This window comes from Enterococcus sp. AZ171, from assembly GCF_051714005.1.
GTDB lineage: Bacteria > Bacillota > Bacilli > Lactobacillales > Enterococcaceae > Enterococcus_B > Enterococcus_B pernyi.
This window is the reverse complement of record NZ_JBIORA010000001.1, coordinates 2,602,896-2,617,074: the sequence shown is the minus strand read 5'-3', so window position 1 is coordinate 2,617,074 and position 14,179 is coordinate 2,602,896. Positions and strand designations below refer to the sequence as shown.

The following is a 14,179-nucleotide window of genomic DNA, read 5'->3' as shown; positions in this document are numbered from 1 at the left end:
TAAGAAGTTGTAAACTAAGAAAGGAAATGGGGGAATCCGATGGAAATGAATAAGCAAACACCGCTTTCGAAATCATTGATTTTATTATTAGCGATCACCTGTGGAGTAGTTGTCGCAAATATGTATTATATCCAACCAATTGGCACAAAAGTAGCGGCAAATTTATCAGTCAATACGAGTGCTGTGGGTTTGTTGACGATGCTGACTCAGTTAGGCTATGCATTAGGATTATTATTTTTAGTTCCATTAGGGGATGTTGTCGATCGACCTAAATTGATCATTCGCATGGCGGGATTATCTGCACTATCCTTATTAGCAGCCTTTTTCGCACCAAACTTTGCTCTATTTGCAGTTGCTTCTTTCTTGATTGGTCTACTATCGATCGTTCCGCAAATCATTATTCCTTACGGCGCCGTACTTGCAGGACCAGCAGCGCGAGGAAAAACCATGGGGATCTTATTGAGTGGTTTACTAATGGGCATCTTGCTCTCTCGAACTGTTTCAGGACTTCTTGCCAGTTGGTTTTCTTGGCGTAGTGTTTACCTATTTGCCCTTTGCCTTGTTGGAGCGCTCACTGTGCTACTCTATTTAAAATTACCGAGAACACAAGGAACGTTGGAAAAAGAGTCAACAGTCTCTTATCTTGCCTCACTAAAAAGCTTACCGAAACTCGTCAAAGAGCAACGATTGTTGCGTGAAGCTGCAATCAATGGCTTTTTTATGTTTGGAACGTTTTCGCTTTTTTGGTCAACGCTGATCTTTTATATCAGTAGTCCAGCCTATGGTTGGGGAACTTTTGAAGCAGGGATCTTGGCAATCTTTGGTTTGTCGGGAGCAGTAGCTGCGCCGATCGTGGGCCGCTTGGCGGATAGTTATTCAGAAAGAAGAATCGTTGGCATGGGCTTAGTGATGCAGACGATCAGTTTCCTAGCCTTATTCATTGCTGGTGATTATGTTGCTGTCCTATTAGTTGCAATCATTTTATTAGATGTTGGGAACCAGTTCGGGCAAGTAGCGAATCAAAGCAGAGTACAAGGTCTTGGCGAAGCAACAAGTAACCGCAACAACACGATTTTTATGTTTATGTACTTTATCGGTGGAGCAACAGGCTCTTTATTAGGCTCAATGATGTGGCAGCATTATGGTTGGGTAGGTGTGACTGTTACGGGACTGATTTTCCAATTGTGCGCGTTTATTTTTCAATACTATTTCTCTACTCGCAGAAAAAACATCCAACAATCACTAGAGTCCTAAATAGGAATAAGGATAGTACTATGAATTGACAAAAAAACTATGAAGGCCATTAGAGATGGATGACTTTTATAGTTTTTTTTGATTCTGGAACTTTTAGTTACGTTTTGATGAAATCAATAATATTTTGATAATTATGGCATATTTGGTCTATACAGATATTGTCATTTTGAAATAAAGGTGCTATAATTGGGCTATACCAAAACAAAAGGAGTAATCGTTATGGAAATCATTCGTGTGAAAAATGCTGAAGAAGGCGGAAAAAAAGCTTTTGAGATAATTAAAAATGGAATGGAAAATGGTGCGAAAGTTCTAGGTTTAGCAACAGGGAGTACGCCAATCACTTTATATAAAGAAATGACTTCAAGCGACATGGATTTCAGTAACATGACTTCTGTTAACTTGGATGAGTATGTTGGACTAGGTGGCTCAGATGATCAAAGCTACCGCCATTTTATGAATGTTGAATTATTTGACAAGAAACCATTTAAAGAAACATTCGTACCTGATGGAAAAGCAGCTGATTTAGATCAAGCTTGTCAATCCTACGACCAAATCATTGAAGAACATCCAATCGATATCCAAATTTTAGGGATCGGTCAAAACGGTCACATCGGTTTTAATGAGCCTGGTGCTCCATTTGATGGAAAAACAAGTGTTGTCGATTTAACTGAATCAACAATCAATGCCAATAAACGTTTCTTTGATAAAGTGGAAGACGTCCCAACGAAAGCAGTTTCTATGGGAATCGGCTCAATTCTAAACGGTAAAAAAATCGTTTTGATGGCTTATGGCGAAAGTAAAGCAGAAGCAATCAATGGAATGATCAACGGACCTGTTACCACAGATATGCCAGCAAGTGCTTTGCAAAATCATGATGACGTGATAGTCATTGTTGATGAAGCAGCAGCAAGCAAATTATAATAGAAAAGATTTCAGTCACTGGAGATCATCTGGTTTTTATCAGATGATCTGGCACAGTGGCTTTTTTTTAGGTCATAAAAAATAGTTATATTTTGTTTGTTTTTTTTAGTCGTGCTATATTTGATAGGAGGGGGGATATTCATGGAGGATATGGTTTTATCCATACCAGAAATTATTATACGATTGAGTATCGCATTGCTTTTTGGCGGAGCAATTGGTTTTGAGCGACAATATAAAAACCGTCCAGCAGGGATGCGTACACATATTTTGGTTTGTATGGGGGCTTGTATTATTGCCTTGATCCAAGTGGAAATTGCCAGTGGTGCGTTGAGAAATGCATTAGAGTATCCTGAATTAGTTGGGACCCTCCGTTCAGATGAAGCTCGCTTGATTGCACAAGTTGTCAGTGGCGTCGGCTTTTTAGGAGCAGGTACGATCATTGTTACGAAACAATCAGTGACTGGGTTAACGACCGCAGCCTCACTTTGGGCAATCGCAGGATTGGGTATTGCAATCGGAATGGGTTTTTATGCCATTGCACTCACTAGTTTCGTCGGTATTGTGTTTGCTTTGACTGTAGTGAAGCGCATCATCCATGTACCAACAACGAAAAAATTAGTGATCCAATTTATTCATCGAAAAGAAACCAAGGATTTCTTGAATGATTATTTTGAAAAAAGAAACATTACGATCGAGGATGTCAATTTTGATGTAAAATTTGTGGATGATTACCGTATTTATAAAAATGTTTATACGATCGATTTACCAAAAGGATTGACGTATGCAGAAGTGATCGAAGAATTATCCACGTATAAAAATATTACTAACTTACATCTGGTTAGTTTATCTACCTAAGTAACCACTTTTTTTAAATAACAAGAAATAAAAGAAAAAATAGCGCTTTACCGATGAATAAATGATAAAATAAGAGTATCTGTAAGCATGAAATTTGGAGGATATCTATGTATTCAAGGTTCAAAGAGTCAAAATTGTTATTTTGGACAGTGGAATTAGTCTTAACGATTATTGGCGTTTTCTTTATTTTACGTATGCCAAATGTGTTTCACCCGATTTTAAGAATGGCATCTGCAATCATTATGCCGTTGATCATTGCTGGATTTTTCTATTACATGTTTAATCCAGTTGTCTTGTTTTTAGAAAAACATCGAGTACCACGCGTGTTGGGCTATCTATTGACATTGATCGTTTTATTAGTGATCGTCTTTTTGACCATCATGAACATCTTGCCTCAATTGGTTGATCAAGCAGTGCAATTAACCAGAAGTATCCCTGCATATGCAGACGAAACAAGTCGTTGGTTGACTGAGATCATGCAAAGAGAAGAGTTTCGTTCATTGAATCTAGAAGAACAGTTTGCGTCTGCCAACTTGTCGTTGAGCAACTTGTTCAATATCTTGTTGGTTAGTCTGACAGGGAGCGTTTCAAGAATTCTTTCTTTTATGATGCAATTCTTTATTTTATTGTTTACTGTCCCATTCATCTTATTATTTATGTTCAAAGATGGACATAAATTTATCGATGCGTTATCGCCTTTCTTTCCTCAAGCAATTCGAGGAGAATTACGCCAAACGGTCAGAGAGTTGAATGAAACACTATCTGCTTATATCAGTAGCACGATTGTGGATGCAGTGATCATTGGCGTGATGAGTTTTATTGCAATGACGATTTTCAAGCAGCCGTATAGTTTGTTGCTGGCAGTCGTTTGCGGAGTGACGAATATCATACCGTACGTTGGCCCTTTTATTGGTGCAGTACCAGCTATTATTGTCGGACTGTTTATTTCGCCATTTCAAGCACTCTACATGGCGTTATCCATTCTTGTTATCCAACAATTGGATGGCAATGTGATCAAGCCATTACTCTTCGGAAAAACAATGAACATTCATCCACTAACGATCATTTTAGTATTGATCGGTGCAGGAAGTGTTGCTGGCATCATGGGAATGTTGATCTGTATCCCTGTGTATGCGGTGATCAAAACATTAGTATTGAATATTCGTAAGATTTATTTATTGCGGAAGTTTGAACAAGTTCCAGCAGAAGAACAACCCAAGAAAATTGAATTAGAACATGAATAACTGTCAACGAAAAGAGACGAGGGTCATCAGATGATGACCCTCGTCTTTGTTTAGTTATCATTATCAAACACTTTGCTCAACTTTCGGTTCTGCGAGAAAATCTAAAGAGTGGATCTCGACGCCTTCTGTTTCGAAAATCACCACTTCATTTCCCCCTTTTTTAAGGAAATCTTTTGGACAATAAAGTGAATAGATCGGTCCACGATTCCAATAGCGGCCAAGGTTGATCCCATTGACAAAAATCACTCCTTTACCATAGTTGGAACAATCGATATACGTATCTATCGGCTCGGCTATATCAAATGATACGTGATAAAACGAAGGATGAGCTGGATTTTTGCCAGCTTGATAGTCGATCAGCTGAAGTTGCTCGGCTGATAGTGGCAAAGGATAATGTAGATAGCCTTGATGGAAATGGATATCTTGCATGATTCCGCCACGAATCCCTTTTGTTTGGGTCGGGTTATTCAATTTTGAGCCATAATTGACTCTTCCATGATTTTCTACTAGTACATCTAATTGGATTTCTTCATTTTCTGTCTTTCCTTGGATCATGAACTCTTCACCGATCGTTGTTTGGTCTTGCGTCAATTGATAGGTTTCGTCCACATAAACAGAAACTCGATCACTTGCTTCGATGATCCGCACTTTGTTTTCATGGTGATAGTTTTTCAATGCCAAAGAATATAAGACGTAACCATACCCATTACTGACTTGTTCCATCGTCATAGGATATGCGGTAGGTACCGCTTTTGCTAGTGTTTCTTTTGTGTTTAGTAAAGAAACGCTAGTATCAATTGGGTAACTACCAAGAGACTCTAATTGTTTTGTACGTGGTTCTGCTTGCCATACGTCGGGGCAAACTTCTTTGATTGCTTGTTGGACAGCATAATATTTTTCTGTAGGTTCACCCGTTTCAGTGAGTAACGCATCGTAGTCATAGCTTGTCAATTGTGGTAAATCGGTATTTCCACGTGCGGAACAGCCATTATAAAAACCAAAATTGGTGCCTCCATGGAACATGTACAGATTCAAAGAACCGACTTCTAACATATCTTTGACTTCATTCGCTAGGTCTTGAGCATCTCGTTTGATGATCGGCTCGCCCCAGCGATTAAACCAACCATCCCAATATTCCATACACATCAAGGGCCATTTTTTCCCATGTTTCTCAAAAAAGGTTTGCAAGACCGCACTATTCTCTTTAGAATGACTACCAAAATTACCAGTGACGAATACATCATCTTCAATCAGCGTTCCAGCATCCAATACTTCATTCCAAGCGCCATCGGAAGTAAATAGAGGAACAGTGATGCCGGCATTCTCTAGTAGTTGTTTCGTTTCACGTAGATACGCTTTTTCCATCCCATAAGAACCATATTCATTCTCGATTTGGATCATGATAACAGGGCCACCGTTTGAAATTTGTAAAGGGAGGATCTTGGGCAGTAAGACATCATAGTATTTTTTGACTTTTGTCATAAATCGTTCATCCGTCGACCGCAAACGAATACCTGGTTCTTTTAACAACCAAGCGGGTAGACCGCCAAACTCCCATTCTGCGCAAATATATACAGAAGGGCGTAAAATGACCATCAAGCTAAGTTGTTGAGCAAGTGCAACAAAAGCAGTGAAATCATTCATTCCTTCGAAGTTGAATTGTCCTTCTTTGGGTTCATGGATATTCCAAGGGATATAGGTTTCGACAGTATTTGCGCCTAATGCTTTCAAGTTATATAAGCTATCTTCCCATTGCGATTGAGGAAGACGGAAATAGTGGATGGCGCCACTGATCAATTTAATTGGCTGCCCATCTAAAAGAAAGTCTTCTTTTATTTCAAAAGTTTGCATGTTGGTTTCTCCTTACCAATATTTTTTCCACGAGGGTTTTGCTAAACGCATCAGAGCTTCTAGATAGAAATAATCGCCCCAAAGATTAGGTTCATCGATTCCTTTACCTTCTGCATGGGCATATACGCCATGTAGTAATAGACCTTCATTATCAGGTTCGGACAAAGATGTGTAATGTTCGCCTAATTGGTAGAGCATTCCTTTCGCTAATTCTTCAGACTGAGGATACGCTTCCATATTTGCGGCTTCTAATAATCCACAGGCGGTGATCGCTAAGGCTGAACTATCTTTGTCAGAAGGATGTTCATCTGTGAAATCAAAATCCCAATAAGGAACAAGGTCTTCTGGCAAATGTGCCAAAAAGACATCCACGATTGCTTCATAATTTGTAGGTAAAGACGAAGTTTTTAAATAACTTTCATTTAAAGGAATCCCAAGAACAGCCCAACTTTGACCACGTGCCCAAATCGACTCATCGCTATTTCCCTGATGTGTGGCACCGTGAGTTGGTGTACCGGTTGAAGGATCAAAATAATACGTATGGAAAGTTGTTGCGTTTTCTCTAACAACGGTACGTAACACTGTTTCGTAATGTTTCTTTGCTACTTCTCGATAATGATCATTACCTGAAATCTCAGAAGTTTGGAACAATAAAGGTAAGTTGATCAATGAATCGATGATCAAGCGATATTCTTTTGGATCGCCATACGCGCCCCAGGCTTGGATAAATTGTCCTTTTTCTTGAAAACGTGCAAGTAAGACATCTGCGGCTTGAAGCAATTCTTCTTTGCATAATAAGCTGTTGGTTAACCGATAGCCTGCACCAGCAGATAAACTATATAAGAAACCAATATCATGATGATCTAGCACGTGATGTGTGGTTAAACGCTCTTTGAAACTATGGATATTTTCCATGGCACGTACGAGAAATTTCTCTTTGCCAGTCCATTCATAAGCCAACCATAACATGCCAGTCCAAAAGCCATTCGTCCAGTCATCATTAGGTTTGATCCGATAGATCCCATTTGTTGCGCAAGCCGACGGAAAATCTAGACCGTAGCATGTCATATTATGTTCGATTTTTTGGCAACACCAATCAATTTGCTTCGCTAGCCAGGCGCTATCGACAGACTGACTTATGGAAATAAGGGAATCTTTTGTTTGTTGTAATCCCATCATACCACTCCTCTTAATTTGTTAACATATTAACTTTAAACTAGTATAACCTAAATAATCAGAAAAAGCGAATGGCAAAATAAAAAAACAGAAAGATCGGAAAATAAATAACTTTATTTATTTTTTAAAGTAAGTAACTCCGATCATGGATAGATATATATAGTTAAGAAGGAATCCACAAAACGTTCAAAGAACGGTCTGATGGATTCCTTCTGGTTTTGCTTATTTAATTCAATGGGTGCGAAATTACGGCTATTACCGTTCTACTTATTCTGCTTCTACTTCGATTTTTGTTTTGAAATATTTCCAGTGCTTATAACTAATGATATATTCGGCTACGCTTCGATCGGCAAGAAAAGAATGCTTGACTTGTTTGACGACTGGTTCGCGAAAGCTTAACTTTAACAAGTTCAATAATTCTGGATCATCGGGAAAGACAATTTCATTCGTCTCAACAGATGAAAGAGAGAAGAGGTCGATCCCAAAATCTTTTCTCACTCTCTCGTAGATACTGGAGTATTGAGATAAGTCTTTACTAATAGGTTCCTTGATCAAACGTTTTGGCAGATGAGTGATATGCACAAGGAAAGGGATATCCTCAAAATATCGCACTCGTTTGATGCGATAATAAGAACCATTTTTTGGTAGTCCAAGTTCTTCTAAAATTTCAGGTTCTTGCGCTTCTTCTATCGAAACGACCTTGACCTTCTCTTTATCTAATGAATGTAATTCGATATCTGAGAATTTGACTGATTGAGAGACTTTTGATTTAGAAACAAAGGTCCCTTTCCCTTGGACGCGATAGAGATAGCCAGCGGTTGTAAGCTCATTCAATGCTTTAACGGCTGTGATCGAGCTGACAGAATATTTTTTCTTGATATCTGCTTCTGAGTAAAACTTATCTCCAGGAACAAATAAATGATTTTTGATTTCAGCTAATAATTCTTGCTTAATTTGTTCATATTTGGGAATCACCACATGAGACCTCCTTTTTTTGCGGTATTCAATTAATCTTACCATAACATGTTAACTTGTTTGTGGCAATGGATTAATTTTGGATCTAAATTTTTTAAGAAAAAATATAATATGTTAAGATGTTAGGTTTACGTTTGAGTTGATATGTGATATAGTGTACGTAATCAATAGCTAACATGTTAAGTAGCTTAGATGTTTATTTAAGGGGGAAGAGAGATGAGAAATATCTTATTGGTCAGTCATGGTAGCATGGCCGATGGAGTCAAAGCCAGTTTAGAGATGATCGTTGGCGTGCAAGAACATGTCCACACACTTTCTTTAAGGCCAGATGGCGATAATTTACAATTTGAACATGAATTAACTGAGAAAATGAAAGCCCTTAACGGTTCGACCTTGATTATTGCAGATCTGCTAGGTGGGACACCATGTAACACAGCGCTAAAAAATTACCTAGAAGATGAAGAAGTTACAATTATTGCTGGGATGTCTTTACCTTTAGTCATGGAAGCGACCCTTAATCCACAAGCAACGATCGAGGCGTTGATCGATTTGGCACGCGGGGGTATCGTAGATGTCAAAAACAAGATGATCGCAACGGAAGCGGAAGAAACGCAAGCCGCAGAGGGAGATCTAGCACAATATAAGGAATTTAAAGGCAAAGCGAATATTGTCAATGTAAGGATTGATGAACGCTTGATTCATGGTCAAGTTGCAGGAATTTGGTCCACAAGTTTGAATACACAACGGATCATCGTGATCAATGATGAGGCAGCAATGGATTCTTTACAAAAATCTTCATTAAGAATGGCAGCGCCTACATCTATGCGGCTATCCGTTTTAACTGTTGCTGCGGCGGCAAAAAATGTTCAATCTGGCAAATATGGCAAGCAACGTATTTTTTTACTTTTTAAAAATCCAACAGATGTCTTGCGGTATTTAGAAGAGGGCGGTGAGCTGGCTGCAATTAATGTAGGAAACATGAGTCATAAAGAAGGTGCGAGAGAAATCACGAAAAGCATCAAGGTCATGAAAGAAGAAGAAGCAGTGTTTGAAGCAATCGCAGCCAAAGACATAAAAGTGACCGCTCAACTGGTACCAAATGATCCAGTCATCGATTTTATGGAAAAACTAAGAAAGTGATTTAGGAGGAAATAATCATGCAACATTTAGCCATGTATCAAATTATTCTTATTACAGTTTATGCTTTTATTGCAATCAATGATTCACTTATTTCAAATACGTTGACACAACCAGCCATTGCGGGAATGATCTCCGGGATGATCATGGGAGATTTAGAAACTGGCTTGATGGTAGGGGGAACCCTTCAATTGATGCGTTTAGGGATTGCGGCTTTTGGAGGTGCATCTGTACCCGACTTCTTTACTGGCGCTGTATTAGGAACGGCGTTTGCTGTTATTTCTGGTAAAGGGGCGGAATATGGGATCGGTCTAGCTGTACCAGTATCATTACTGATGCTACAGCTTGATGTCGTTGCTCGCTTCTGTAATGTCTTTTTGCTTCACCGTGTCGATCGTGCGATTGAAGATATGCGTATCAACAGTATCCCACGGTTAGTATTATCTGGTTCATTCCTATGGGGGCTTTCTCGAGCAATCCCGATCTTATTGATGTTACTAGTCGGTGATGCGGCAGTTTCAACAATCACAGAAAATACACCTGAATGGTTGATGAATGGATTGCGTACAGCAGGTGGCGTACTACCAGTTGTCGGTGTGGCCATCCTTTTACATTATTTACCAGCAAAACAGTATATTCCTTACTTACTTTTAGGTTTCTTCTTATCAGCATATCTACAAGTACCAATGCTTGGTATTTCAATCGTTGGTGTTATTGCTGCATTGTTAGTATTCAAACGAGATAACGAAAAAGAAGCAACTGCTCAAACAGTGACAACCACTGGAACACTTGAAGGAGGTTTTGATGGCGATGAGTAATCAAAAGTTAACGAAAAAAGAATTGAATGTCATCAGTTGGCGCTATATCCTTGGTAGCCAATTGAATTGGAACTATGAGCGTATGATGAGTACCGGTTATCTCTATGGTATTTTACCTGTACTGAAAAAATTCTATGGGGAAGACAAATCACAATTACAAGATATGATGAATACTCATAATCAATTTTTCAATACGAATGCAATTTTTGGGAACTTGATCATGGGGATCGATGTGGCAATTGAAGAAGAAGATGGTTACAAAGCAAAAGATACGATTGTCGCGTTGAAAACAGCGTTGATGGGTTCATTGGCAGGGGTAGGCGATTCATTATTCCATGTCATCTGGGGAACGATTTTTGGTTCAATCGCAGGTACATTGGCACAAAGCGGATCAGTCGTTGGCTGTGTGATCTGGATCATTGCCAATATCGCTTTACTTTTTGGACGAGCAGCATTATTACCACTTGGCTATAAGCAAGGAGTTAAATTAGTTACGACTCTGAAAAATAAACTAACAGCATTCACCAACGCAGCAACTGTTTTAGGGATCACAGTTATTGGTGCCTTGATTCCGTCAGTTATCAAAGCAACGGTTCCTTTCGTTTACAAACAAAATGGGGTGGAGTTAGTTGTTCAAGATACATTAGATGCGATCTTACCTTCATTAGTACCGGTTTTATTAGTCTTATTGACTTACTGGATGTTAGGTCAGAAGAAATTGAATTCAACTCGCGTGATCTGGATCATTTTGATTCTTTCGATTGCATTAAGTGCTGCCGGGATCTTAGCTTAAATGATTCATAAAAAATGAATGAAGTGATCGCAAGGTCGTGATCCGATCTGCAAGAAAGAATCGTTCGAAATAAGAATGCGCCTTTCTTGCAGATTTTTTTAGTTCAAAAAATATCTATAATCAAAAAGGAGAACAAAATGAAGTGTTGCTCAACAAAATTAGTGGTGACATTAGGGTGTAGTTTATTCGTTGGTATTGGGTTAGGGTACAGTCAACAAGTCGGTGCAGAAGGAACACAGACTGACATGCAAAAAAATACGACATCAGGGAACTATGAGTCAGATTTTTCGCAGCATTTGGGTACTTGGCAAGACATTGTTGGAAAAGCAGATAAATATACCAACGAGAATGGGTTACAGATCGCAAACCAGAAAGTCAATCAACAATTTGAGTCTGTGTCGTTATTATTAGATGCAGGTGTCCGTAGCTCAGGTGATCTAGAATACACGTTTCTATATGAGGGACAGACCAATTTTGGACTAGTTTTTCGAGGAAACGATCAGACGACATCGAACTGGCAATCGTTTGCCTATATGCGCGATGGTGAATGGCAATTGGGGCAGCCTGGGGGGAAATGGTTGACAGCCATCAAAGGTCCTACACTGATTTCAGGACAAACCTATAAATTGTTACTAAGATATGAAGGAACATCGTTCCAAGCATATTTGAACGACCATTTGTTGTATGAAAATCAAGAAGTTCTTTATTCTGATGGGACAACGATCAATGGGGACTGGTCAGGTTATTCAGGGATTCGGTTATTTGGGAATGAGAGTAAATTAACTATTTATTCCATGCGTAGTGGAGCGGTCAATAGTCTGCAAGTGGAAGAACCGACAGAAGAATTTCAAACAATGAAAGCAAACTGGAAAGATCAACTTGTGTCAACAACGACCGATTTAGCTAATCCAGCGATTGCCAATTATGTAAACGCTCTTTCTGACGAAGCAGAAAAACTTTACGAGACAATGAATCAAGATCCTGACCGCACGTATCTGTGGCCATTAGAATCTGGGAATACCGCTTCGGCAGATTTAACCACGCAATTTACAAAGTTGCAAAAACTAGCGTTAGCATATGGAACGAATGGGACAAGTTTTTATCAAGATGAAGTCATCAGTCAAGCGATTCAAAGTGGATTAGATTTTATGATCACAAAAAAAGGCTATGATGGAACAAAGTATCATGGCAATTGGTGGGATTGGCAAATCGGAGTAGCTCAAAAATTTGTGGCAATTTTGATGGTGCTGGATGAAGACGTACCAGAGGAGAAACTTCAAGAGTATACGGCTGTGTTGAGTAGATATGTACCCGATCCATTTAAACAACTCTACACAAAACCACAAGGAACTTTTGTCGCGCTTGATTTTATACCAAATTTTTCAACAACTGGTGCGAATCGCACAGATTTAGCGCAAACTGTCTTAGGACTAGGTCTCTTACAAAATGACCCAGCAAAAGTCACACAAGCAGTTGAAAGTATTACTGATGTCTTCAAACTAGTGACACATGGAGATGGATTTTATCAAGATGGTTCATTTATCCAGCATGAAACGATCCCTTATACAGGCTCTTATGGCAATGTACTAGTCAAAGGCGTAGGCCAAATTTTATCGATCGTCAAAGAATCTCGCTATACGTTGACAGCTGATCAAATAAAGTCCTTTGTTGATAACGTACAATCGGCATTTATCCCATTAGTGTATCAAGGTGAAATGTTGCCTTTAGTCAATGGTCGTTCCATTTCTCGAGTACCAGCAGCGACAAAAACGGGTTACGGATCGACAACGATGTACAATTTAATGATCGTGGCGAAATTTGCACCTGAAACACAGCAAAAAGCTTTACAAGAAGCAGTGAAATATTGGATGTTGTCTAATCCTAACTATTATTTGACAAATACGAGAGATTACAATGATTTGATGATGACAACGGAGCTATTGGCTAATACCACGGTGATGGGTAAGCAACTACCGTTCATCGGAACAAAGATGTACCATGCAATGGATCGGTTTGTCCAACGAACAGAGAGTTACCATTTAGGATTAAGCATGTATTCGAAGCGAATCTCTTCATTTGAAGCAGGAAATCTGGAAAATCAACGAGGCTGGCATACGTCTGACGGGATGATCTATCTTTACAATGATGACCAAGTCCAATTCGGTCCGAGTTATTGGCCAACAATCGATCCTTATCGTTTACCTGGTACGACCATCGATACAGTACCTTTAGCAGATGAAATTTCAGCATTTACTACAGTGACTTCAAATGAAACATGGGTAGGCGGTGCCGTTGCTGGAGATCAAGGTGTAGTAGGAATGGCTCTTAACAAAGAAGGAACAAAGAATAATGGAACGACCTTACCGATGAATGTACAAGGGAAGAAGTCATGGTTTACATTGGATGGGCAAATCATTGCCTTAGGTGCCGGTATTACAGGAGATACAACTGCTTCAATCGAAACAATTGTCGATAATCGTTTATTAAATGATTCGTATACGTATCAAGTACTTTCGGATACAGGAATGATTGATCAGTCACAACAAACGAAGGAGACATCTTGGTTATTGTTAGAATCAGATCATCAACATGCGTCGATCGGTTATTATTTCCCACAAAAGGAAACAGTCGATGTGATCAGTGAGACACGTACAGGTACTTATCGAGAAATCAATGAAGCATTTCCTAGTGATACACCCTATACAGGTGACTACCGCACCTTCTCAATCAATCATGGACAGCAACCAAAAGATGCAGAATATGCTTATGTGATGTTGCCCGGCAAGACTCAATCGGAATTAGCAGATTATGCAGCAAAACAGCCAGTTGCGATTTTGCAAAATACCAAAGAAATCCAAGCAGTCGAAGTGAAAACCTCTGGTTACTTAGGCATCAATTTTTGGCAAGAACAAGGCGGAGAAATGGCAGGGATCAAAACGAATAAACCAATTTCTTTACTAAAACAAACGAAGGCAGAACAAACAGTTTATACAATTACCAATCCAACGCAACAAACTGAACCAGTAACACTTACTTTACCAAGTGATTTTACTGACGTGGTGTCTACGAGTGAAGGGATTGTCTATGATAGTCAAACGCACACATTCACCATTGACTTCGCACAGTTTGAAAGTAAAACGATTGTTGTTAAATAG

Annotated in this window: 11 protein-coding genes; 8 read left to right on the top strand and 3 right to left on the bottom strand. The window is 39.1% G+C overall.

Annotated features, from left to right (window positions below):
- Nucleotides 1-39 precede the first annotated feature (39 nt).
- The 4 genes from IGJ49_RS12595 to IGJ49_RS12580 all read left to right on the top strand — a co-directional run bounded on the left by IGJ49_RS12595 (nucleotide 40) and on the right by IGJ49_RS12580 (nucleotide 4,274).
- A complete protein-coding gene (locus tag IGJ49_RS12595) occupies nucleotides 40-1,254 on the top strand; it encodes an MFS transporter (RefSeq protein ID WP_153830522.1) in 1,215 nt (404 codons plus the stop codon).
- Nucleotides 1,255-1,473: 219 nt separating this feature from the next.
- Nucleotides 1,474-2,175: a glucosamine-6-phosphate deaminase gene (gene nagB, locus IGJ49_RS12590; protein WP_438723734.1), complete on the top strand. Its 702-nt coding sequence runs from the start codon at nucleotides 1,474-1,476 to the stop codon at nucleotides 2,173-2,175.
- Between the two features lie 141 nt (nucleotides 2,176-2,316).
- Nucleotides 2,317-3,030, top strand: a complete 714-nt coding sequence (locus tag IGJ49_RS12585) for an MgtC/SapB family protein (RefSeq protein ID WP_010734293.1) — start codon at nucleotides 2,317-2,319, stop codon at nucleotides 3,028-3,030.
- A gap of 107 nt (nucleotides 3,031-3,137) precedes the next feature.
- Nucleotides 3,138-4,274: an AI-2E family transporter gene (locus IGJ49_RS12580; RefSeq protein WP_010734294.1), complete on the top strand. Its 1,137-nt coding sequence runs from the start codon at nucleotides 3,138-3,140 to the stop codon at nucleotides 4,272-4,274.
- A gap of 63 nt (nucleotides 4,275-4,337) precedes the next feature.
- Here IGJ49_RS12580 and IGJ49_RS12575 read toward each other — a convergent pair whose 3' ends face one another.
- From IGJ49_RS12575 to IGJ49_RS12565, 3 genes are all read right to left on the bottom strand, one after another.
- The gene (locus IGJ49_RS12575; protein ID WP_438723731.1) at nucleotides 4,338-6,125 is read right to left on the bottom strand and encodes a glycoside hydrolase family 35 protein; all 1,788 of its coding nucleotides are present in this window, start codon (nucleotides 6,123-6,125) and stop codon (nucleotides 4,338-4,340) included.
- A 12-nt stretch (nucleotides 6,126-6,137) separates the two neighbouring features.
- A complete protein-coding gene (locus IGJ49_RS12570; RefSeq protein WP_438723729.1) occupies nucleotides 6,138-7,301 on the bottom strand; it encodes a glycoside hydrolase family 88 protein in 1,164 nt (387 codons plus the stop codon).
- Nucleotides 7,302-7,568: 267 nt separating this feature from the next.
- Nucleotides 7,569-8,276, bottom strand: coding sequence for a GntR family transcriptional regulator (locus IGJ49_RS12565; protein WP_438724017.1), 708 nt, complete (start codon nucleotides 8,274-8,276; stop codon nucleotides 7,569-7,571).
- 216 nt (nucleotides 8,277-8,492) lie between these two features.
- Between IGJ49_RS12565 and IGJ49_RS12560 the strand changes: the two genes are divergently transcribed.
- From IGJ49_RS12560 to IGJ49_RS12545, 4 genes are all read left to right on the top strand, one after another.
- Nucleotides 8,493-9,416: a PTS mannose/fructose/sorbose transporter subunit IIAB gene (locus tag IGJ49_RS12560; protein ID WP_438723727.1), complete on the top strand. Its 924-nt coding sequence runs from the start codon at nucleotides 8,493-8,495 to the stop codon at nucleotides 9,414-9,416.
- 17 nt (nucleotides 9,417-9,433) lie between these two features.
- On the top strand, nucleotides 9,434-10,231 hold the full coding sequence (locus IGJ49_RS12555; protein WP_010734299.1) for a PTS mannose/fructose/sorbose/N-acetylgalactosamine transporter subunit IIC: 798 nt from the start codon (nucleotides 9,434-9,436) through the stop codon (nucleotides 10,229-10,231).
- Entirely contained in the window at nucleotides 10,224-11,024 is an 801-nt protein-coding gene (locus tag IGJ49_RS12550; protein WP_029593929.1) for a PTS system mannose/fructose/sorbose family transporter subunit IID, read from the top strand. The genes IGJ49_RS12555 and IGJ49_RS12550 overlap by 8 nt, the downstream gene beginning before the upstream one ends.
- 137 nt (nucleotides 11,025-11,161) lie before the next feature.
- A complete protein-coding gene (locus tag IGJ49_RS12545; RefSeq protein WP_438723724.1) occupies nucleotides 11,162-14,179 on the top strand; it encodes a polysaccharide lyase 8 family protein in 3,018 nt (1,005 codons plus the stop codon).

Bases quoted from the DNA above. Each gene is read 5' to 3' on its own strand.
- IGJ49_RS12550 (WP_029593929.1), top strand. From the start codon at position 10,224: ATGAGTAATCAAAAGTTAACGAAAAAAGAATTGAATGTCATCAGTTGG.
- IGJ49_RS12560 (WP_438723727.1), top strand. From the start codon at position 8,493: ATGAGAAATATCTTATTGGTCAGTCATGGTAGCATGGCCGATGGAGTC.
- IGJ49_RS12585 (WP_010734293.1), top strand. From the start codon at position 2,317: ATGGAGGATATGGTTTTATCCATACCAGAAATTATTATACGATTGAGT.
- IGJ49_RS12595 (WP_153830522.1), top strand. From the start codon at position 40: ATGGAAATGAATAAGCAAACACCGCTTTCGAAATCATTGATTTTATTA.
- IGJ49_RS12545 (WP_438723724.1), top strand. From the start codon at position 11,162: ATGAAGTGTTGCTCAACAAAATTAGTGGTGACATTAGGGTGTAGTTTA.
- IGJ49_RS12580 (WP_010734294.1), top strand. From the start codon at position 3,138: ATGTATTCAAGGTTCAAAGAGTCAAAATTGTTATTTTGGACAGTGGAA.
- IGJ49_RS12575 (WP_438723731.1), bottom strand. From the start codon at position 6,125: ATGCAAACTTTTGAAATAAAAGAAGACTTTCTTTTAGATGGGCAGCCA.
- IGJ49_RS12570 (WP_438723729.1), bottom strand. From the start codon at position 7,301: ATGGGATTACAACAAACAAAAGATTCCCTTATTTCCATAAGTCAGTCT.
- nagB (WP_438723734.1), top strand. From the start codon at position 1,474: ATGGAAATCATTCGTGTGAAAAATGCTGAAGAAGGCGGAAAAAAAGCT.
- IGJ49_RS12555 (WP_010734299.1), top strand. From the start codon at position 9,434: ATGCAACATTTAGCCATGTATCAAATTATTCTTATTACAGTTTATGCT.